This window comes from Pseudomonas sp. SCT, assembly GCF_003864275.1.
GTDB lineage: Bacteria > Pseudomonadota > Gammaproteobacteria > Pseudomonadales > Pseudomonadaceae > Stutzerimonas > Stutzerimonas stutzeri_AE.
Genome location: NZ_BDJA01000006.1, coordinates 93,027 through 111,414 on the forward strand (window position 1 = coordinate 93,027; position 18,388 = coordinate 111,414).

Below are 18,388 nucleotides of genomic sequence, written 5' to 3' on the forward strand. Positions count from 1 at the left end.
CTTCGGTGTTGGCAGCAGCGGCAGGCGGCAGGCAGAAGCTCTGCAGCCAGACACCGCTACCGGAGTTAATTCAGCTGTTCGACGCGAATACGCACGACCTTGTCCGCCACATCGTCGAGTTTTTCCAGGGCGGCGATCGCATCATCGATGCGCTGCTCGACCACTCGATGGGTAACGAGAATGACCGGCACCAGACCGTCCTGCTCCTCTGCCTCTTTCTGCATGATCGACTCGATGTTGATCCCACGCTCGGAGAGGATGCTTGCAACCTGGGCCAGCACGCCCGGATGGTCCTTGGCCTGGATGCGCAGGTAATAGGCGCTTTCGCAGGCGCTGATCGGCAGGATCGGGTGATCGGACAGGGAGTCCGGCTGGAACGCCAGATGCGGCACGCGATTGTTCGGGTCAGTGGTCAGCGCACGGGTAACATCGACCAGATCCGCCACCACCGCCGAGGCGGTTGGCTCCATGCCAGCACCCGCGCCGTAGTAGAGCGTACTGCCGACGGCATCGCCATTTACCATTACCGCATTCATTACGCCGTTGACGTTGGCGATCAGCCGGTCGGCCGGAATCAGCGTCGGGTGCACGCGCAACTCGATGCCGGCATCGGTGCGGCGAGCGACGCCCAGGTGCTTGATGCGGTAACCCAGGGCCTCGGCATAATTCACATCGGTCGTGGTCAGCCGTGCGATGCCCTCGGTGTACGCCTTGTCGAACTGCAACGGAATGCCGAAGGCGATGGAGGCCAGAATGGTCAGTTTGTGCGCGGCATCGATACCCTCGACGTCGAAGGTAGGATCGGCCTCGGCATAACCGAACTCCTGCGCTTCCTTGAGCACCTCCTCGAAGGTACGGCCCTTTTCACGCATTTCGGTAAGAATGAAATTGCCGGTGCCGTTGATGATCCCAGCCAGCCAGTTGATGCGGTTGCCAGCCAGACCTTCACGAATCGCCTTGATGACCGGAATACCACCTGCGACCGACGCCTCGAACGCGACGATGACGCCTTTCTCGCGCGCCTTGGCGAAAATCTCGTTGCCGTGCACCGCAATCAGCGCCTTGTTGGCGGTCACGACGTGCTTGCCATTGTCGATGGCCTTGAGCACCAGTTCCTTGGCAAGGGTGTAGCCGCCGATCAGCTCGACAACGATGTCGATCTCGGGATTGTTCACGACATCGAAGATGTCTGCCGTAATGGGCGTAGCACCGGTGTCGCACTTGGCATTCGGATGACGGGTGGCAATCTGCGCAACCTCGATTCCGCGCCCGGCACGGCGGGCAATCTCCTCGGCGTTGCGTTTGAGCACATTGAAGGTACCGCCACCGACGGTTCCCAGCCCACAGATGCCAACTTTCACCGGTTTCAAGCTGAACTCCCCATTCACAGCGAAACGACCGGACCTGCCGATCGACAAAAGAGTCGCACATTACGAAGCGAGCAGCTTTTAGTCAATCAGCCGAAGCCCTGCCCTGTCGCGATCAGCCGCCAAGCCCCAGTCGCTGGTGCCATTGCGCAAGCGACTCCTCCGGGTATTCGGCAAAACAGCGATCATTTCCCTGCACCTGAGGTTCCACCCAGCTTGCCTTGGAGTCGAGCATCAAGTGCGTATGTTCGGGCGGCACGGGCAGTTCGGTGTCGATGGCCGATGCGAACGGATGCACAAGATCGGGCCAGGTAGGATCCCAGAGCCACAGCGCACTGGCACAGAGTCCGCAAAAATGTCGCCGTCCTCCACTGGTGCGGACTTCTCCCGTTGCGGGGTCGGTCAAGCGCGCCTGGTAAACGGAGACATGCTCGCGACCTTCGACCTGCAAGGTGCGGTAGTCACCACCGAGGTTGATGGCATAACCACCGCCGCCCGCCGTCTTGCGGCAGATCGAGCAGTAGCAACGCATGAAAGGATAGGGCTGAGCGGATTCAAGACTGAACCGCACAGCCTGACAGTGACAGGAGCCTTCGAGCTTCATCGCGACCTACCTTGTTCAAACCCAGGATTGAACAAGGTAGGTCGCCCTGCGCCACCGAGAGCCATCAGATAAAGGCAATCGGACCAATGGCTCCGGCGAGGTCACTCGGCAGCGAGCGCCACCTCGGCGAGCTGCGCGGCCGGCTGATAGCCGGGAATCATTTGGCCGTTGGCGAGAACGATGGCCGGAGTGCCCTGAACACCGATCATCTGACCCAACTGATACTGCTTGGCAATCGGCGTCTCACAGCTGGCGGCCGGCAGGTCCTCGCGAGCCTTGGCCTTGTTCATCGCATCCTGGCGGTCCTTGGCGCACCATACGCTGGTCAGCGTATTGGCCCCATGACTGCCCATGCCCTGCCGCGGGAATGCTACATAGCGCACTTCCACACCGAGACGGTTGAGCTGCGGCACTTCGCTGTGCAGCTTCTGGCAATAACCACAGTCGGTATCGGTGAACACCGTGATATGCGTCTTCGGCGCCTTGGGTGCGAATACCACCATTTCACTCGCAGGGATCGCATTGATCTGCTTGGCAACCGACTTGCTCTGCGCCTGCTCGGTCAGGTTGACGGCCTGGCCATTCTGGAACTGGTACAAATAGCCCTGGATGATGAATTGGCCATCGGCACTGGCGTACAGCTGCCGACCACCCTCCAACTGGACCTGATAAACGCCCGGCATCGGACTTTCAGCGACGGCCTCGATCGGCATGTCCGGCTGGATTTTCTGCAGGGCCTGACGAATTGCCTGATCCGGATCGGCGGCCATTGCAACGGTGCTGGCCAGACCGACGGCGGCGGCAGCGAACAAACGAATCACGCCCATGGAAACTCCTGGCAGCGACGATCAAGGGAAGGCGCAAAGACTACCATAGCCATCCCGCTCAGACTGCTAGCGGCTTCTCCAACAGACGCCACCAACCGCCACCGAGGATTCGGCCGAACCAGCCGGACCACTACCCGCGCGGATGATGCTGCGCATGCAGCTCCTGCAGGCGCGCACGGGCGATGTGGGTGTAAATCTGGGTGGTCGAGAGATCACTATGACCAAGCAGCATCTGCACGGTGCGCAGGTCCGCGCCGTGGTTGAGCAGATGCGTGGCGAAGGCGTGGCGCAAGGTATGCGGCGATATCGACGTAGCGATACCCGCAACCTTGGCGTGCAGCTTGATTCGATGCCAGAAGGTCTGACGCGTCATCTGGTCGCCACGCAGGCTGGGGAACAGCACATCGCTGGCCTTTCCACCAAGCAACTGGTCCCGCCCCTCGCGCTGATAACGCTCCAGCCAGTGCAAGGCTTCATCCCCCAGCGGCACCAACCGTTCCTTGTTGCCCTTCCCGAAGGTGCGTAACACACCCTGCCGCATGCTGACCTGCTCCAGCGTCAGGCTGATCAGCTCTGTCACGCGCAAACCACAGGCGTAGAGCACCTCGAGCATGGCTCTATCACGCAACCCAAGCGGGTCGCCAAGATCCGGCGCAGCCAGCAGCGCCTCGACATCGGCCTCGGACAGCGCCTTGGGCAAGGGGCGACCGAGACGAGGCAGGTCCACCCGCAAGGTCGGGTCGACAGCGATCTCGCCCTCACGCAGCAGGTAACGATAAAAGCCGCGCAAACCGGAGAGGAACCGTGCGGTGGAGCGCGCCTTGTATCCGTTGTTCAAGCGCCATGCGAGATGGTCGAGAATGATCTCGCGACCAGCGACGGCAAGCCGGACACCCCGCTCGCTCAACCAGCCGTTGAACAGCGCGAGGTCGCTGCGATAGGCCTCACGGCTATTATCGGCCAGTCCTTTTTCCAGCCACAGGGCGTCGAGGTAGCGGTCGATAACGGAATCGTCGAGTGCAGGCATGACAGCTTCGGGAAAAGGGAAAAGAGCAGTCTTTCATACTGGAAGCAGGCAAGCACACATGCAATCTGGGGTGAACCCGATCAACACGGCGCCATCTAGATTGCCGCTGCAGACCAAACAACGGCAGCCAGAAACGAAAAAAGCAGCCCGTAGGCTGCTTTTTTCTTTCGGAAATGCGGTCTTAGACCAGCTTTTCCTTGATGCGGGCGGCCTTGCCGGACAGCGCGCGGAGGTAGTACAGCTTGGCCTTGCGCACGTCACCGCGGCGCTTGACGCTGATGCTGTCGACCATCGGGCTGTAGCTCTGGAAGGTACGCTCGACGCCAACACCGTTGGAAATCTTGCGAACGGTGAAAGCGCTGTTCAGGCCGCGGTTACGCTTGCCAATCACGACGCCTTCGAAGGCCTGCAGACGCTGACGCTCGCCTTCCTTTACCTTCACCTGAACGATAACGGTGTCACCCGGCGCGAACGGCGGGATTTCTTTGGTCATCTGCTCGGCTTCGAGCTGCTGAATGATCTTGTTGGTCATGCTGTGCTCCTAAGGTCAACCCACCGGGTTGCCATCGATACGTTAACTATCGTCCCGCTGGCGGATGTATTCCGCCAGCAGCTTCTGTTCTTCTCCAGAAAGCGAGCGGCTATCCAGAAGATCGGCGCGTCGCTCCCAGGTCCTTCCAAGGGACTGCTGCAAGCGCCAGCGTCGGATGTGTTCATGGTTACCGCTGAGCAGCACTTCAGGAACACATTTACCCGCATACACCTCAGGTCGCGTGTAGTGCGGACAGTCGAGCAGGCCGTCGGTAAACGAGTCCTCCTCGGCGGAACCAGCATGACCCAGGGCACCCGGAAGCAGCCTGGTCACGGCATCGATCAGCACCATTGCCGGCAGCTCGCCGCCGGACAACACATAATCACCGATCGACCATTCCTCATCTACGTGCGCCTCAATGAAACGCTCGTCGATGCCTTCGTAACGACCGGCGATAAGGATAAGTGCATCCTCGTTCGCCAGCTCGCGAACGTCAGCCTGTTTCAGCTGGCGCCCCTGCGGCGACAGGTAGATCACCTTCGCCGTCTCGCCCGCGGCTTGCTTGGCGTCAGCCAGGGCAAGCTCGAGCGGCTTGATCTTCATCACCATTCCAGGACCTCCGCCGAATGGGCGGTCGTCCACTGTCTGATGGCGGTCTTCGGTGTAGCTTCGGGGGTTCCAGCAGTTCAACTGCAACAACCCCTGCTTCACTGCACGGCTGGTAATCCCGTAGTCACATATCGCTGCGAACATATCCGGGAACAGGCTGATGACCTCAACGCGCAAAGCGGCCATGCCGTTCAGAAATCCGCGTCCCAATCGACCTGCATCTCGCCCACTTCCAGATCGATCTTCAACACGCACTGATCGGTGTAAGGCAGCAGACGCTCACGATCATCCAGGCTTCCAGCACAAGGCTTTACCACCAGAACGTCGTTGGCTCCGGTTTCGAGCAGATGATCGACCTGACCGAGCAGCTGCGCGGACTGATTGATGACCTTCAAGCCCTGGAGCTGATACCAGTAGTACTCACCGTCGTCCAAGGCGGGCAGTTCGCTGCGCGGGATGCAGATTTCGAAATCCGCGTAGGTACGCGCGACTTCGCGATCATCCAAGCCCTCTAGCGTTGCCACCAGAATCTTCCCCTGGAGGCGCCCCTTGACCAACTCGACCTGCTTGACTTCGTCGCCTCGCCTCAGCGTCCAGCGTCGATAGTCCAGCAGGTTGTCGATCGGATCGGTAAAGGAGTAGACCTTCACGTCACCGCGCACGCCATGCACCGAAACGATCTTGCCGATGACAACCAAGTCATCGACCGGAGCAGACGTTGCGTTCATGCGATTCAGGCAGCGGCCTTGGCAGCTTCCTTCAGCAGCTGAGCAACACGCTCAGACGGCTGTGCGCCCTGGCTCAGCCAGTAGGTGACGCGCTCCTGATTTACAGAAAGCTTCACTTCCGCACCATTGGCGATCGGATTGAAGAAACCGATGCGCTCGACGAAGCGACCATCGCGCGGGTTGCGGCTGTTGGTCACGGTCAGGTGATAGAAAGGGCGCTTCTTGGAGCCGCCACGGGCGAGACGAATAGTTACCATGTGAACATCGTTCCTGTAGTCGGTGCTAACTTAAGGCACACACTTACTTAAAATGGGCCTAGGCCCGAAAGGCCGCACATTTTAAGGAATGCCGGGGATTTTGCAAACTCTTTTACCAAAGCGACAGGACTGCCCAGGGCTATTGCCAGCGCCGCGCGGTAGACGACCGCGCCGGCGCCCTGCCGCAGTGCTGTAATCACTAGAACTTCGGCATGCCGCCGCCGGGAAGCATCCCGCCCATGCCGCGCATCATTTTGGCCATGCCACCCTTGCCGGTGACCTTCTTCATCATCTTCTGCATCTGTTTGTGCTGCTTGATCAGCCGGCCAATATCCTGCACTTGAGTACCCGAACCCATAGCGATCCGGCGCTTGCGCGAGCCGCTGATGATATCGGGATTGCGGCGCTCTGCAGGAGTCATCGAGTTGATGATCGCTTCCATCTGCTTGAACTGCTTTTCCGCTGCGCCCTGGGCGTGGCCCATCTGCGACAGATTGACGCCACCGATGGAGGGAAGCTTGTCCATCAGCCCGCCAAGACCGCCCATGTTCTTCATTTGCTGCAGCTGATCGCGGAAGTCTTCGAGATCGAAGCCCTTGCCCTTCTTGAGCTTCTTGGTGAGCTTCTCGGCCTTTTCACGATCGAGGGTCTGCTCGGCCTGCTCGATGAGGCTGAGCACATCGCCCATACCTAGAATGCGCGAGGCAATACGATCCGGATGGAAAGGTTCCAGAGCATCGCTCTTCTCGCCCATGCCGAGGAACTTGATCGGCTTGCCAGTCACATGCCGTACCGACAGTGCCGCACCGCCACGGGCATCACCGTCGACTTTGGTCAGCACCACACCGGTCAAGGGAAGCGCCTCGCCAAACGCACGAGCAGTATTCGCCGCGTCCTGACCGGTCATGGCGTCGACGACGAAAAGCGTCTCGGCCGGATTGATCGCTGCGTGGACGGCCTGGATCTCGGCCATCATTTCGGCATCGATCGCCAAACGCCCGGCGGTATCCACCAACACCACATCGATGAACTTGAGCTTGGCTTCGCGAATTGCGGCCTGCGCGATATCTACCGGCTTCTGGCTGATATCGGACGGAAAGAAGGTGACACCGACCTCAGCCGCCAGCGTTTCGAGCTGCTTGATGGCTGCCGGGCGATACACGTCAGCCGAAACGACCAGTACGGTCTTTTTCTTACGCTCCTTGAGGAAGCGCGCCAGCTTGCCTACGGTTGTGGTCTTACCCGCACCCTGCAGGCCCGCCATGAGCACGACAGCCGGAGGCGTGACCTGAAGCGCCAGGTCTTCGTTGGCCGCCCCCATCAGTTCTTCCAGCTCGGCGCGGACGATCTTCACGAACGCCTGCCCAGGCGTCAGGCTCTTCGACACCTCGGTGCCGACGGCGCGCTCCTTTACCCGATTGACGAACTCCTTGACCACCGGCAGCGCGACGTCGGCCTCGAGCAGCGCCATGCGCACTTCGCGCAGGGTGTCCTTGATGTTGTCCTCGGTCAGCTTGGCCTTGCCGGTGACATGGCGAAGCGTTTGTGAGAGGCGGTCGGTTAGGTTTTCGAACATGAGCCATTCCACGCTGGATGTGCTGAAGGGCGGGATTATAGAAGGTGGAAGCGCCCCGCCGGTACCCCGCCCGCATTGCTTTTCGTTCCAGGCGTTCGCCGGTCACTGCTCTGCGAACGCCGCACGATGCAACAGAGAGAATCGAGAGACAACCCTGCCGCGACGATACGTAACCTTGACGCAGCTTTTGCCCCTCGGGTGTTTGTGCCACACTCACGACCTTTCGAGCCCGTTACCGGAATCTATGCACCCTCTGCTACCCAGCCTTGCCGCCGCCGCTCTTTATGCCGGCGTCACGGGTTATCAAAGTTTGCGTCTGGCACAGCGCGCCGCACCGGACAAGCGTCTCTTGCTCGGCCTCGGCCTGCTTGCCCTGCTTGCCCATGGCATCAGCCTTTTCATTCAGCTGCTCTCCCCCAGCGGCTTGCACCTCGACTTCTTCACCGCTTCGAGCCTGATCGCCGCCGCCGTCATTCTGCTGATTCTTCTGGCTCTGCATCGAATGCCAGTGGAGAACCTGCTGCTGCTTCTGTTTCCGCTGGGCTGCCTGACCGTCCTGTTCGCCCAGTTCGCGCCGTCCGGCACCGCACCAGCGATCGCCGAGGAGCCAGGGATTCTTGCGCACATCCTGCTCTCGATCCTCGCTTATGGAATGCTCACGATCGCGGTGTTCCAAGCGCTGTTGCTCTTGCTGCAGGATCATCACCTCAAGCACAAGCACTCCTCAGGACTGATCCGCAATTTTCCGCCACTGCAAACAATGGAGAGCCTGCTGTTCGGCTTTCTCTGGGCGGGCTGGGTACTGCTGTCTGCCTCATTGCTCTCGGGCTGGCTGTTTCTCGACGATCTTTTTGCCCAGCATCTGGTCCATAAGACACTCCTCTCGGTGATCGCCTGGGTCGTGTTTGGGCTACTGCTGTGGGGCCGACAGCAACTCGGCTGGCGCGGCTACAAGGCCATCCGCTGGACGCTGGCTGGCTTCTGCCTGCTGATGCTGGCGTACTTCGGCAGCAAGCTGGTCCGCGAATTCATCCTGCATATCTGACGCGAACAGGTAACCCGTGGAAAATCTCCATCCCGGCTTTCTGGTCGGACTGCTGGTCTTTCTGCTGCTGTGCTCGGCTTTCTTCTCCAGCTCTGAAACCGGCATGCTCAGCCTCAATCGCTACCGCCTAAGGCATCAAGCCAAGGAAGGCCATCGAGGCGCGCGACGCGCCAGCGAGCTGCTCGCTCACCCGGACCGCCTGCTCGGCACCATCCTGGTCGGCAACAACTTCGTCAACATCCTCGCCTCCTCCATCGCCACGGTTCTGGCCATGCAGCTCTGGGGTGAAGCAGGCATTGCGATTGCCACCATCGGCCTGACCATCATCCTGCTGATATTTGGTGAGATCACACCCAAGACTCTGGCGGCGTTGCGCCCGGAAATTGTCGCCTACCCGGTCAGCCTGCCGCTGAAGATGCTGCAGAAGGTGCTTTACCCGCTGGTCGCAATGCTGAGCTGGGTAAGCAACGGCCTACTGAAGCTGCTCGGCGTCGACCTGTCGAACAAGGGAAACGACAGCCTCTCGACCGAGGAACTGCGCAGCGTGGTGCGCGAGTCTGGCAGCGACCTGCCGTTGAATCGCCAGAGCATGCTATTGGGCATTCTCGACCTGGAACGCGTGACCGTCGACGACATCATGATTCCGCGCAACGAGGTCACCGGCATCGACCTCGACGATGACCTCGAATCGATCGTCAGCCAGCTGCGCACCACACCTCACACCCGCTTGCCGGTGTTTCGCAACGATATCAACCAGATCGAAGGCATCGTCCACATGCGGCAGATTGCACGTCTGCTCAGCCATGATCAGCTGACCAAGGACAGCTTGCTGGCCGCCTGCAGCGAGCCTTATTTCGTGCCGGAAAACACCCCTCTTTCGACCCAGCTGCTGAATTTCCAAAAGCAGAAGCGACGGATCGGCATCGTGGTAGACGAATACGGTGACGTGCGCGGCGTCGTGACGCTTGAGGACATCCTCGAAGAAATCGTTGGCGAGTTCAGCAATCAGGACGCCCTGCGCAGCCCCGATATCCACCCGCAGGACGACGGCACACTGGTCATTGACGGCGCCGCCTACATCCGTGAGGTGAACCGCGCACTGGACTGGCAGCTGCCTTGTGACGGTCCGAAGACGCTCAATGGCCTGATCACCGAAGCCCTGGAGCACATGCCGGATGCCGGCATCTGCTTGCAGATCGGCAACTACCGCCTGGAGATTCTGCAGGCAGCCGACAATCGGGTGAAGAGCGTACGCGCCTGGACGATTGGCGATGCACGGGCGGCCGACCAGCAAGCGCAATGATGGAGCCGGCAGACGCCGGCTCCACAACCTTCATAACTCGACTTTTACCGCAGCAGCAGCGCGCAGCGCCTTCTGCCTTGCTGCGTCGATGGACACGTCGCGCGCCAGCGCCACGCCCATACGCCGCTGTCCGCTGACGCCTGGCTTACCGAACAGGCGCAGCGCCGTATCCGGCTCCGCCAGCACGTCGGCCAGGTTGCCGAAGCTCACTTCGGTGGACTCGCCTTCCACCAGAATTACCGCCGACGCTGCTGGGCCGAGCTGACGGATTACCGGAATTGGCAGCCCGAGAATTGCCCGCGCATGCAGGGCGAACTCGGACAAGTCCTGCGATACCAACGTAACCAGCCCGGTATCGTGAGGGCGCGGAGAGATCTCGCAGAACCAGACCTGATCGCCTTTGACGAACAGTTCGACACCGAAGATGCCACGTCCGCCTAATGCATCGGTGACCGCCAGGGCGATCCGCCGCGCCTCGGCCATTGCCACGGCCTCCATCGGCTGGGGCTGCCAGGATTCCTGATAGTCGCCTTTCTCCTGACGATGTCCGACCGGCTCGCAAAAGCTCGTTCCGCCCGCATGCCGGACCGTCAGCAAAGTGATTTCGTAATCGAAATCGATGAACCCCTCGACGATGACCCGACCGCGACCTGCGCGTCCGCCCGCTTGCGCGTAGTCCCAGGCGGCGTCGATGTCCACCTCACTGCGCAGCACCGACTGGCCCTTGCCGGATGAACTCATCACCGGCTTGATCAAGCAAGGGAAGCCCAGCGCGCGAGCGGCTATGCGACATTCATCCAGCGAGTCGGCAAAGCGATAGGGAGAGGTCGGCAGGCCGAGTTCTTCGGCGGCGAGGCGGCGAATGCCCTCGCGATTCATTGTCAGCTGCGCAGCCCGGGCCGTGGGGATGACGCTGTAGCCTTCTTGCTCCAGCTCAACCAGCGTGGCCGTCGCGATGGCTTCGATTTCCGGAACAATGTAGTGCGGGCGCTCCTGCTCGATCACGGAGCGCAATGCGGCGCCGTCGAGCATGTCGATTACATGGCTGCGGTGCGCTACCTGCATCGCTGGTGCATTGGCGTAGCGATCTACGGCGATCACCTCGACGCCGAGGCGCTGCAGTTCGATGACCAGTTCCTTGCCCAGTTCGCCACAGCCGCAAAGCAGGACGCGCGTGGCGCTGGGAGACAACGGGGTGCCTATTCGTGGCATGGATTTCCCTCAAACGTCGAAAAACGAGCGCGCAACGCACTCTGCTACATCAGCTGGCCGCCAAGACGAGCTCTCTCACCGCAACGCTGCAGCACGTCGCGGCGCTCGTCATTGCTCATCAAACCCCAACGGCGAATCTCGTCCGCACTGCGCTGACAACCAACGCACAGGTCGTCTTCATCCAAGGCGCAGAGGCTGACACACGGCGAGGCTACTGGCTTTTCCTGCGTGCTCACTCATCGGGCTCCAGATCCCGCGCATAGCGCTGGGCGTTATGCACGTAATGGGCTGCGCTGGCTTCGAGCATCTTCTTCTGCTCATCGGTCAGTTCTCGCACCACCTTGCCCGGTGAGCCGACCACCAGAGAACCATCGGGAATCTCCTTGCCTTCCGCGATCAGCGTGTTGGCGCCGATGATGCAATGCTTGCCGATCTTCGCCCCGTTGAGCACCACAGCATTGATGCCGATCAGGCTGTAATCACCGACCGTACAACCGTGCAGCATGGCGTTGTGGCCAACGGTAACGCCGGTGCCCAGCGTCAGCGGGTGCCCCATATCGGTATGCATCACGCTGCCATCCTGGACGTTACTGTTCTCGCCGATATGGATCAGCTCGTTGTCACCGCGTAGCACGGCGCCAAACCACACGCTGGCGCCGGCATCCAGCCTGATCTTGCCGACCAACGTGGCACTGGGCGCTACCCAGCTCTGCGGATGCGCTTGGACGCGCGACTCTCCCAGACGGTATTTCACGACACACCTCTTCTTGTCAGTACGGATGGATCAGCCTAGCGGCGCGGCTCAGGGCTCGCTACGCCCGGACAGGTCGATGAAGGCAGCTGGCGCACGGCGCATTTCGATACCGGCGTCGTATATGACGTTGACCAACTCGACGATCATGATCGCCGTCAGGCCCCATATCTGGTACTCGCCATAGCGGTAGGACGGGATATACCAGCTCTGCCCCTGGTAATCGATGCGATGTGTGACTTCGCGCGGATCCTCGCAGAAGAACTCCAGCGGCACCGAGAAGACCGAGGCGATTTCCGCATCGTTGGCGCGGTACTCGACATAGTCCGGAACCAGCCCGACATAGGGCGTGACATGGATGCCATGCACCGATACCAGGCTGCTGAGCGGGCCGACGACCTCGACCATGCCAGGCGCCAGCCCGACCTCTTCCTCGGCCTCACGCAATGCGGTGTGCAACAGGTCACGGTCTTCCGGATCGCGGCGCCCGCCCGGAAAGGCCACTTCGCCACCATGGGTGGACAGACCGGCGGCACGAAGCGTCAACACCAGCTCCGGCGACTCGCTGCGGGTGATCGGCATCAGCACGGCCGCCTCGGGCAGGCGGTCTTCCGGCTCCAGAAGATGCGGAGAATAGGCGCGCACCCGGTGGAGTATTTTGTCCAGCATGAATTTTCTCGTTTCGTCTTTGACCGGCATCATGGCATGAAAGGCGCAACGGCCCAAGGCCTCGAAATAGCCAATCGAGCCGCTCGAACGGATCGTCTGAATGTCCATTGCCACAACTGCAAATCATGGGTCTGTCAGCCGACGAGGAACCCGTAACGTCCTTGCTCAATCGCCAAGGACACACCAAGATTGCCGGAACCAACAGGAATTCGCTCATGAAATACTGCAACCAGTGCGGCAACCCGGTGCTGGTCCGTATCCCCGACGGCGACAATCGTCCACGCTTCGTCTGCGACGCTTGCCAGACCGTCCACTACCAGAACCCACGCATCGTCGCCGGCTGCGTACCCGTCTGGGACGACTGCGTGCTGCTCTGCCGGCGCGCGATCGAGCCTCGGCGGGGTTACTGGACCTTGCCGGCAGGCTTCATGGAGAACGGCGAGACCCTGCAACAGGCTGCTGAGCGCGAAACACTCGAGGAAGCCTGCGCCAGGGTTCGTGACCTGCAGCTCTATACGCTGTTCGATCTGCCGCATATCAATCAGGTGTACATGTTCTTCCGCGCTCAACTGGTCGATCTGGACTTCTGCGCCGGAGATGAGAGCCTGGAAGTGAAGCTGTTTGAGCAGCAGGATATCCCTTGGTCCGAGCTGGCTTTTCCCACCATTGGCCGTACCCTAGAATGCTTCTTCGCCGACCGGGTGCAGCAGACCTTCCCGGTGCGCAATGAAGCCGTGACTGGCTATCGAAACCGCCAGCAGAACCGGATTACAGACTGACGCGTCTGTCGCCCCACTGGCACAAACTGGTCTGATGAAGTCTTTCAGGAATGCCTCGATGCGCTGGCTGTTCGCCCTGCTCTGCCTCACCTTTACTGCGCTTTCCCACGCCAATGCGACCCCTAGCCTGGGCAGCACGCCTATCGACAAGGTTCTGGTGATCAAATCCGAACGCAAGCTGCATCTGGTCAGCGCCGGCCAGACGCTCAAGAGTTATCGAGTGTCGCTGGGCAAGCAGCCAAACGGAGCAAAGCTGCGCGAAGGCGACCTGCGCACGCCCGAAGGCTTCTATTGGATCGATTGGCGCAAGACCAGCGACAAGTACAACCTGTCGATGCACATCTCCTACCCCAACGCCCGCGATCTCGCCCGCGCGCAGCAGGAGGGCGTACCGCCCGGCAACATGATCATGCTGCACGGCACACCGCTGGATGAGGAATATCCGGAGTGGTTCTTCCACACCCTCGACTGGACCGAAGGCTGCATCGCCTTGACCAACAGCGACATGCGAGAGATATGGCAACTGGTAAAGGACGGCACGCTGATCGAGATTCGTCCGTAGCAGGCCCGAGGCAGCCGCTGACAGACTTTCAAGGCGTGCCTCGAGCTGGTCAGAACTGCATGTCGGACAGCCGCCACACGTCGTATGCGGGCGTCTCGTAGGGATGGGCCTTTTTCAAGGCCCTGACACTGTCGTGAATGAGTTCATCCGCCACCACCATCTCGACCTTCCACTCGGGTACGTGCTGTACCTGCCCCGTCTGCCCGATAAATGGCTGGCTGCCCTCCAGCGGCCGATATTGTCCCTGGCCTAGCACTTGCCAGCAGCAACTGTCGTAAGCGCCTATACGCCCCGCGCCAGCCGCGAACACTGCTTTCTTGACCGCTTCCAGATGACTGTCTGGAACATAGAAGCACAGCTTGTACATCGACCTCTCCGTGCAGATGAACCCGGCCTCGTTCGGCAGGCGAAGTGGCATTCTGCCATCCATGTTCGCGCCAAATGGTGCGGCGCGTCATAGCTCAGACGACACTTAACGCTGGCGGTTCATAGACCATCGTCACAAATGAAAAAGCCCGCCGATATGCTATCGGCGGGCTTCTGGAGTGGGCTCGGTTGACCAGATCGATCAGTCCACCCAGACCCGCGCATTGCGGAACATGCGCATCCAGCCGCCGTCTTCCTGCCACTCGTCAGGGCGCCAGGAGTTGGTCACGGCGCGGAACACCCGCTCCGGGTGCGGCATCATGATGGTCACACGGCCGTCGCGGCTGCTGAGACCGGTGATACCGCGTGGCGAGCCGTTCGGGTTGGCCGGGTAGCGTTCGGTGACCTTGCCGTGATTATCCACGAAGCGCAGCGCCACGGTGCCGGAGAGATCCGCCTGCAGCATGGCCTCTTCGCTCTCGAATTCCGCATGGCCTTCGCCGTGGGCGATGGCGATAGGCAGGCGGGAGCCGGCCATGCCCTGCAGGAAGATCGAGGGCGAATCCTGCACCTGGACCATCGCCACCCGAGCTTCGAACTGCTCCGAGCGGTTGCGTACGAAGTGCGGCCAGTTCTCCGTGCCCGGGATCAGTTCGTGCAGGTTGCTCATCATCTGGCAGCCGTTGCACACGCCGAGGGCGAAGCTGTCCTTGCGCTCGAAGAAGGCCTGGAAGCCATCCCGTGCACGCGCATTGAACAGAACGGACTTGGCCCAGCCTTCACCGGCGCCGAGCACGTCGCCGTAGGAGAAGCCACCGCAGGCGACCAGGCCCTTGAACTCCTCAAGGCTGACGCGTCCGGAAAGGATGTCACTCATGTGCACGTCGACCGCAGCGAAACCGGCACGATCGAACGCCGCCGCCATTTCCACCTGACCATTGACACCCTGCTCGCGCAGCACCGCAATCTGCGGACGAACGCCACGTTTGATGTAGGGCGCCGCGATGTCTTCGTTCACGTCGAAGCTCAGCTTGGCGCTCAGACCCGGGTTGTCCTCTTCGAGCAGCGCGTCGAACTCCTGATCGGCGCACTCGGCGTTATCACGCAGGCGCTGGATCTGGTAGCTGGTTTCAGCCCACTGACGCTGCAGCAGACGGCGCTCGCCGGCGAAGACTTCCTCCTCGCCGTGCTTGATCGATACATGGCCGTTGTTGACCGGCTGACCAATGACAGCGACGCAGTCACCCAGCCCGGCAGCGCTGAACTGCGCCAGCACGATCTCGGTGTCGCCCTGACGCACCTGAATCACCGCGCCAAGCTCTTCGTTGAAGAGCATCGGGGCGACATCCACGGCGCTTTCCAGAAGACCATCGAGATTCAGACTCAGGCCGCAATGACCGGCAAAAGCCATTTCCAGCACGGTGGTCAGCAGCCCCCCATCGGAACGGTCGTGGTACGCCAGCAACAGACCGTCGGCATTCAGCCCCTGGACCACGGCAAAGAATGCCTGCAGGTCTTCGGCATCATCGACGTCGGGTGCCTGGCGACCAAGCTGACCGTATACCTGCGCGAGAATCGAAGCGCCCATGCGGTTCTGCCCGCGCCCCAGATCGATCAGAATCAGGTCGGTGGCGCCCTTGTCCAGCCGCAGCTGCGGGGTCAGGGTCTGGCGAACATCAGTTACCGGAGCGAAGCCGGAAACAATCAGCGACATCGGCGAGGTCACGCTTTTCTCTGCGCCCTCCTCGCTCCAACGGGTTTTCATCGACATCGAGTCCTTGCCCACCGGAATGGTCAGGCCCAGCTGCGGGCACAGCTCCATGCCGACGGCGCGAACGGTGTCGTACAAGCGTGCGTCTTCACCCGGATGGCCGGCAGCGGCCATCCAGTTGGCGGACAATTTGATGTCGGAAATCTTCTCGATGCGCGCCGCTGCCAGGTTGGTCAGCGTTTCGCCAATGGCCATGCGGCCCGACGCCGGGGCATCCAGCAGTGCCAGCGGCGTACGCTCGCCCATCGCCATGGCTTCGCCGGTGTAAACGTCGTAGCTGGTAGCCGTGACGGCGCAGTCGGCGACCGGCACCTGCCAAGGGCCGACCATCTGATCGCGAGCCACCTGGCCGGTAATGCTGCGGTCACCGATGGTGATCAGGAAGCTCTTGCTGGCGACAGCCGGGTGACGCAGCACGCGGGTGACGGCTTCGCTCAGATCGACCGCAGCCGCATCGAAGTCATCACCGAGCTCAGCTTCACGGCTGGCGCTGCGGTGCATGCGCGGCGGCTTGCCGAGCAGCACTTCCAGCGGCATGTCCACCGGAGTGTTGCCGAAATGGCTGTCGGTGACAGTCAGCTGTGGCTCTTCGGTCGCCTCGCCGACGACCGCGAACGGGCAGCGCTCACGTTCGCAGATGGCTTGGAAACGCTCGAAATCGACGGCGCTGACGGCCAGTACGTAACGCTCCTGGGACTCGTTGCTCCAGATCTCGTGCGGGGCCATGCCCGGCTCGTCGTTGGGCACGTTGCGCAGTTCGAAACGGCCACCGCGACCACCGTCGTTGACCAGTTCCGGGAAGGCGTTGGAGATGCCGCCAGCACCGACGTCATGGATGAAAGCAATGGGGTTCTGGTCGCCCAGCTGCCAGCAGCGATCGATGACCTCCTGGCAACGGCGCTCCATTTCCGGGTTCTCGCGCTGCACCGAGGCGAAATCCAGATCGGCAGAGCTGGCACCGGTCGCGACCGAGGATGCGGCGCCGCCGCCCAGACCGATCAGCATGGCCGGGCCGCCGAGCACGATCAGCTTGGCGCCAACGGTGATTTCGGCTTTCTGCACATGATCTTCACGGATATTGCCCAGGCCACCGGCGAGCATGATCGGCTTGTGATAACCACGCACCTCGTCGCCGCGCGGCGTGCTGATCGACTGCTCGAAGGTACGGAAGTAACCGGTCAGCGCCGGGCGACCGAATTCGTTGTTGAACGCGGCGCCACCCAGCGGGCCTTCAATCATGATGTCCAACGGCGTGACGATGCGTTCCGGCTTGCCATAGGCCTGTTCCCACGGCTGTTCGAAGCCGGGGATGTTCAGGTTGGAGACGGTGAAGCCGGTCAGGCCCGCTTTCGGCTTGGCACCACGCCCGGTGGCGCCCTCGTCGCGAATCTCGCCACCGGAACCGGTGGAAGCACCCGAGAACGGCGAAATTGCGGTCGGGTGGTTATGCGTTTCCACCTTCATCAGGATATGCACCGGCTCCTGCACCGCGCCGTACTGGCGGGTTTCAGGATTGGGGAAGAAACGTCCTGCGGTGTGGCCGACGATGACCGACGCGTTGTCCTTGTAAGCGGACAGCACGTTCTCGCTGTGCATCTGGTAGGTGTTCTTGATCATGCCGAACAGCGACTTGTCCTGGCTTTCGCCGTCGATGTCCCAGCTGGCATTGAAGATCTTGTGGCGACAGTGCTCGGAGTTGGCCTGCGCGAACATCATCAGTTCAATGTCGTGCGGATTGCGTTTGAGGCCCTGGAAGGCGCTGACCAGATAATCGATTTCATCTTCGGCCAGGGCCAGGCCGAATTCGGTGTTGGCCTTTTCCAGTGCGGCGCGGCCGCCACCGAGGATGTCCACCGCAGTCAGCGGTTTGGGCTCGGCGTGGCTGAACAGGTTGGCGGCTTCTTCGAAGCGATTCAGCACCAGCTGCGTCATGCGATCGTGCAGCGCAGCGGCAATCAGCTGTGCATCACCATCGGAAAACTCGCCCTGCACGTAGTAGGCGATGCCCCGCTCCAGCCGCTGGATCTTCTCCAAGCCGCAGTTGTGGGCGATATCGCTGGCCTTGCTTGACCACGGCGAGATGGTGCCGAAGCGAGGCACCACCAGGAACAGCCGACCAGCAGGTTCCTGCACCGGCACACTGGGGCCGTACTTCAGCAGGCGGGTCAGTACGTTCTGCTCATCCGCGCCAAGCGTGCCGGAAACCTCGGCGAAATGGGCGAACTCGGCATACAGCCCGCTGACAGCGGGGACCTTATCGGTCAGTTGTGCCAGGAGCTTGCCATGACGGAAGGCGGAAAGAGCGGGAGCGCCGCGCAGGATCAACATCGTCGGAACAGCCTCGGAGGGGGGAGCAGTCGGGGCGCGTATTCTAGCCCATGACGGCGGCCGAGGCTAAGGCTG

At 61.2% G+C, this 18,388-nt stretch carries 19 protein-coding genes; 4 read left to right on the top strand and 15 right to left on the bottom strand.

The window, feature by feature from the left end:
- Window positions 1–65: 65 nt before the first annotated feature.
- The 9 genes from BHD08_RS15805 to ffh form a co-directional block, all read right to left on the bottom strand.
- Window positions 66–1,370 (bottom strand): homoserine dehydrogenase, encoded by a 1,305-nt coding sequence (locus BHD08_RS15805; RefSeq protein ID WP_125023447.1) that lies wholly within the window; start codon window positions 1,368–1,370, stop codon window positions 66–68.
- A 112-nt stretch (window positions 1,371–1,482) separates the two neighbouring features.
- Window positions 1,483–1,971, bottom strand: coding sequence for a GFA family protein (locus BHD08_RS15810; RefSeq protein WP_125023449.1), 489 nt, complete (start codon window positions 1,969–1,971; stop codon window positions 1,483–1,485).
- A gap of 101 nt (window positions 1,972–2,072) precedes the next feature.
- Window positions 2,073–2,798 (bottom strand): disulfide isomerase DsbC N-terminal domain-containing protein, encoded by a 726-nt coding sequence (locus BHD08_RS15815; protein WP_015277860.1) that lies wholly within the window; start codon window positions 2,796–2,798, stop codon window positions 2,073–2,075.
- 130 nt (window positions 2,799–2,928) lie between these two features.
- Window positions 2,929–3,825 carry a site-specific tyrosine recombinase XerD gene (gene xerD, locus BHD08_RS15820; RefSeq protein WP_125023451.1) on the bottom strand — a complete coding sequence of 299 codons (897 nt, stop codon included), beginning with the start codon at window positions 3,823–3,825 and terminating at the stop codon, window positions 2,929–2,931.
- 181 nt (window positions 3,826–4,006) lie between these two features.
- Entirely contained in the window at window positions 4,007–4,357 is a 351-nt protein-coding gene (rplS, locus tag BHD08_RS15825; RefSeq protein WP_015277862.1) for a 50S ribosomal protein L19, read from the bottom strand.
- A 42-nt stretch (window positions 4,358–4,399) separates the two neighbouring features.
- A complete protein-coding gene (gene trmD / locus BHD08_RS15830) occupies window positions 4,400–5,152 on the bottom strand; it encodes a tRNA (guanosine(37)-N1)-methyltransferase TrmD (protein ID WP_015277863.1) in 753 nt (250 codons plus the stop codon).
- A gap of 5 nt (window positions 5,153–5,157) precedes the next feature.
- Entirely contained in the window at window positions 5,158–5,694 is a 537-nt protein-coding gene (gene rimM / locus BHD08_RS15835) for a ribosome maturation factor RimM (RefSeq protein WP_015277864.1), read from the bottom strand.
- 5 nt (window positions 5,695–5,699) lie between these two features.
- Entirely contained in the window at window positions 5,700–5,951 is a 252-nt protein-coding gene (rpsP, locus tag BHD08_RS15840; protein WP_015277865.1) for a 30S ribosomal protein S16, read from the bottom strand.
- A 199-nt stretch (window positions 5,952–6,150) separates the two neighbouring features.
- Window positions 6,151–7,527, bottom strand: coding sequence for a signal recognition particle protein (gene ffh, locus BHD08_RS15845; protein WP_003282952.1), 1,377 nt, complete (start codon window positions 7,525–7,527; stop codon window positions 6,151–6,153).
- A gap of 244 nt (window positions 7,528–7,771) precedes the next feature.
- Here ffh and BHD08_RS15850 point away from each other — a divergent pair, with 244 nt between their 5' ends.
- Together BHD08_RS15850 and BHD08_RS15855 are read left to right on the top strand one after the other, a co-directional pair.
- The gene (locus BHD08_RS15850; protein WP_015277866.1) at window positions 7,772–8,572 is read left to right on the top strand and encodes an inner membrane protein YpjD; all 801 of its coding nucleotides are present in this window, start codon (window positions 7,772–7,774) and stop codon (window positions 8,570–8,572) included.
- 16 nt (window positions 8,573–8,588) lie between these two features.
- A complete protein-coding gene (locus BHD08_RS15855; protein WP_015277867.1) occupies window positions 8,589–9,875 on the top strand; it encodes an HlyC/CorC family transporter in 1,287 nt (428 codons plus the stop codon).
- Between the two features lie 30 nt (window positions 9,876–9,905).
- On the opposite strand, the gene purT is transcribed toward BHD08_RS15855, so the two are convergent.
- The 4 genes from purT to BHD08_RS15875 are packed head-to-tail and all read right to left on the bottom strand — an operon-like array spanning window position 9,906 to window position 12,507.
- The gene (gene purT / locus BHD08_RS15860) at window positions 9,906–11,087 is read right to left on the bottom strand and encodes a formate-dependent phosphoribosylglycinamide formyltransferase (protein WP_125023453.1); all 1,182 of its coding nucleotides are present in this window, start codon (window positions 11,085–11,087) and stop codon (window positions 9,906–9,908) included.
- Between the two features lie 44 nt (window positions 11,088–11,131).
- Complete coding sequence (locus BHD08_RS15865; RefSeq protein WP_015277869.1) at window positions 11,132–11,323, bottom strand: DUF1289 domain-containing protein; 192 nt, start codon at window positions 11,321–11,323, stop codon at window positions 11,132–11,134.
- Window positions 11,320–11,841 (bottom strand): gamma carbonic anhydrase family protein, encoded by a 522-nt coding sequence (locus BHD08_RS15870; RefSeq protein WP_015277870.1) that lies wholly within the window; start codon window positions 11,839–11,841, stop codon window positions 11,320–11,322. Before BHD08_RS15870 ends, BHD08_RS15865 begins: the two co-directional genes overlap by 4 nt.
- Window positions 11,842–11,889: 48 nt before the next feature.
- Window positions 11,890–12,507, bottom strand: a complete 618-nt coding sequence (locus BHD08_RS15875) for a CoA pyrophosphatase (protein WP_041757041.1) — start codon at window positions 12,505–12,507, stop codon at window positions 11,890–11,892.
- A 215-nt stretch (window positions 12,508–12,722) separates the two neighbouring features.
- On the opposite strand from BHD08_RS15875, the gene BHD08_RS15880 reads away from it, so the two are divergent.
- Together BHD08_RS15880 and BHD08_RS15885 are read left to right on the top strand one after the other, a co-directional pair.
- Window positions 12,723–13,286 carry an NUDIX hydrolase gene (locus BHD08_RS15880; RefSeq protein WP_125023455.1) on the top strand — a complete coding sequence of 188 codons (564 nt, stop codon included), beginning with the start codon at window positions 12,723–12,725 and terminating at the stop codon, window positions 13,284–13,286.
- Window positions 13,287–13,344: 58 nt separating this feature from the next.
- A complete protein-coding gene (locus BHD08_RS15885; RefSeq protein WP_015277873.1) occupies window positions 13,345–13,848 on the top strand; it encodes a murein L,D-transpeptidase family protein in 504 nt (167 codons plus the stop codon).
- A 49-nt stretch (window positions 13,849–13,897) separates the two neighbouring features.
- Here the strand turns inward: BHD08_RS15885 and BHD08_RS15890 are convergent, their stop codons facing one another.
- Entirely contained in the window at window positions 13,898–14,215 is a 318-nt protein-coding gene (locus tag BHD08_RS15890) for a YqfO family protein (RefSeq protein WP_015277874.1), read from the bottom strand.
- 201 nt (window positions 14,216–14,416) lie between these two features.
- Window positions 14,417–18,313, bottom strand: coding sequence for a phosphoribosylformylglycinamidine synthase (gene purL / locus BHD08_RS15895; protein WP_125023457.1), 3,897 nt, complete (start codon window positions 18,311–18,313; stop codon window positions 14,417–14,419).
- Window positions 18,314–18,388: the final 75 nt, after the last annotated feature.

What these genes read in the sequence shown, in the direction of transcription:
- BHD08_RS15885 (WP_015277873.1), top strand. Translation starts at nt 13,345, where the DNA reads ATGCGCTGGCTGTTCGCCCTGCTCTGCCTCACCTTTACTGCGCTTTCC.
- purT (WP_125023453.1), bottom strand. Translation starts at nt 11,087, where the DNA reads ATGCCACGAATAGGCACCCCGTTGTCTCCCAGCGCCACGCGCGTCCTG.
- BHD08_RS15880 (WP_125023455.1), top strand. Translation starts at nt 12,723, where the DNA reads ATGAAATACTGCAACCAGTGCGGCAACCCGGTGCTGGTCCGTATCCCC.
- BHD08_RS15875 (WP_041757041.1), bottom strand. Translation starts at nt 12,507, where the DNA reads ATGCTGGACAAAATACTCCACCGGGTGCGCGCCTATTCTCCGCATCTT.
- BHD08_RS15815 (WP_015277860.1), bottom strand. Translation starts at nt 2,798, where the DNA reads ATGGGCGTGATTCGTTTGTTCGCTGCCGCCGCCGTCGGTCTGGCCAGC.
- rimM (WP_015277864.1), bottom strand. Translation starts at nt 5,694, where the DNA reads ATGAACGCAACGTCTGCTCCGGTCGATGACTTGGTTGTCATCGGCAAG.
- BHD08_RS15850 (WP_015277866.1), top strand. Translation starts at nt 7,772, where the DNA reads ATGCACCCTCTGCTACCCAGCCTTGCCGCCGCCGCTCTTTATGCCGGC.
- rplS (WP_015277862.1), bottom strand. Translation starts at nt 4,357, where the DNA reads ATGACCAACAAGATCATTCAGCAGCTCGAAGCCGAGCAGATGACCAAA.
- trmD (WP_015277863.1), bottom strand. Translation starts at nt 5,152, where the DNA reads ATGGCCGCTTTGCGCGTTGAGGTCATCAGCCTGTTCCCGGATATGTTC.
- BHD08_RS15890 (WP_015277874.1), bottom strand. Translation starts at nt 14,215, where the DNA reads ATGTACAAGCTGTGCTTCTATGTTCCAGACAGTCATCTGGAAGCGGTC.
- BHD08_RS15810 (WP_125023449.1), bottom strand. Translation starts at nt 1,971, where the DNA reads ATGAAGCTCGAAGGCTCCTGTCACTGTCAGGCTGTGCGGTTCAGTCTT.
- xerD (WP_125023451.1), bottom strand. Translation starts at nt 3,825, where the DNA reads ATGCCTGCACTCGACGATTCCGTTATCGACCGCTACCTCGACGCCCTG.
- ffh (WP_003282952.1), bottom strand. Translation starts at nt 7,527, where the DNA reads ATGTTCGAAAACCTAACCGACCGCCTCTCACAAACGCTTCGCCATGTC.
- purL (WP_125023457.1), bottom strand. Translation starts at nt 18,313, where the DNA reads ATGTTGATCCTGCGCGGCGCTCCCGCTCTTTCCGCCTTCCGTCATGGC.
- rpsP (WP_015277865.1), bottom strand. Translation starts at nt 5,951, where the DNA reads ATGGTAACTATTCGTCTCGCCCGTGGCGGCTCCAAGAAGCGCCCTTTC.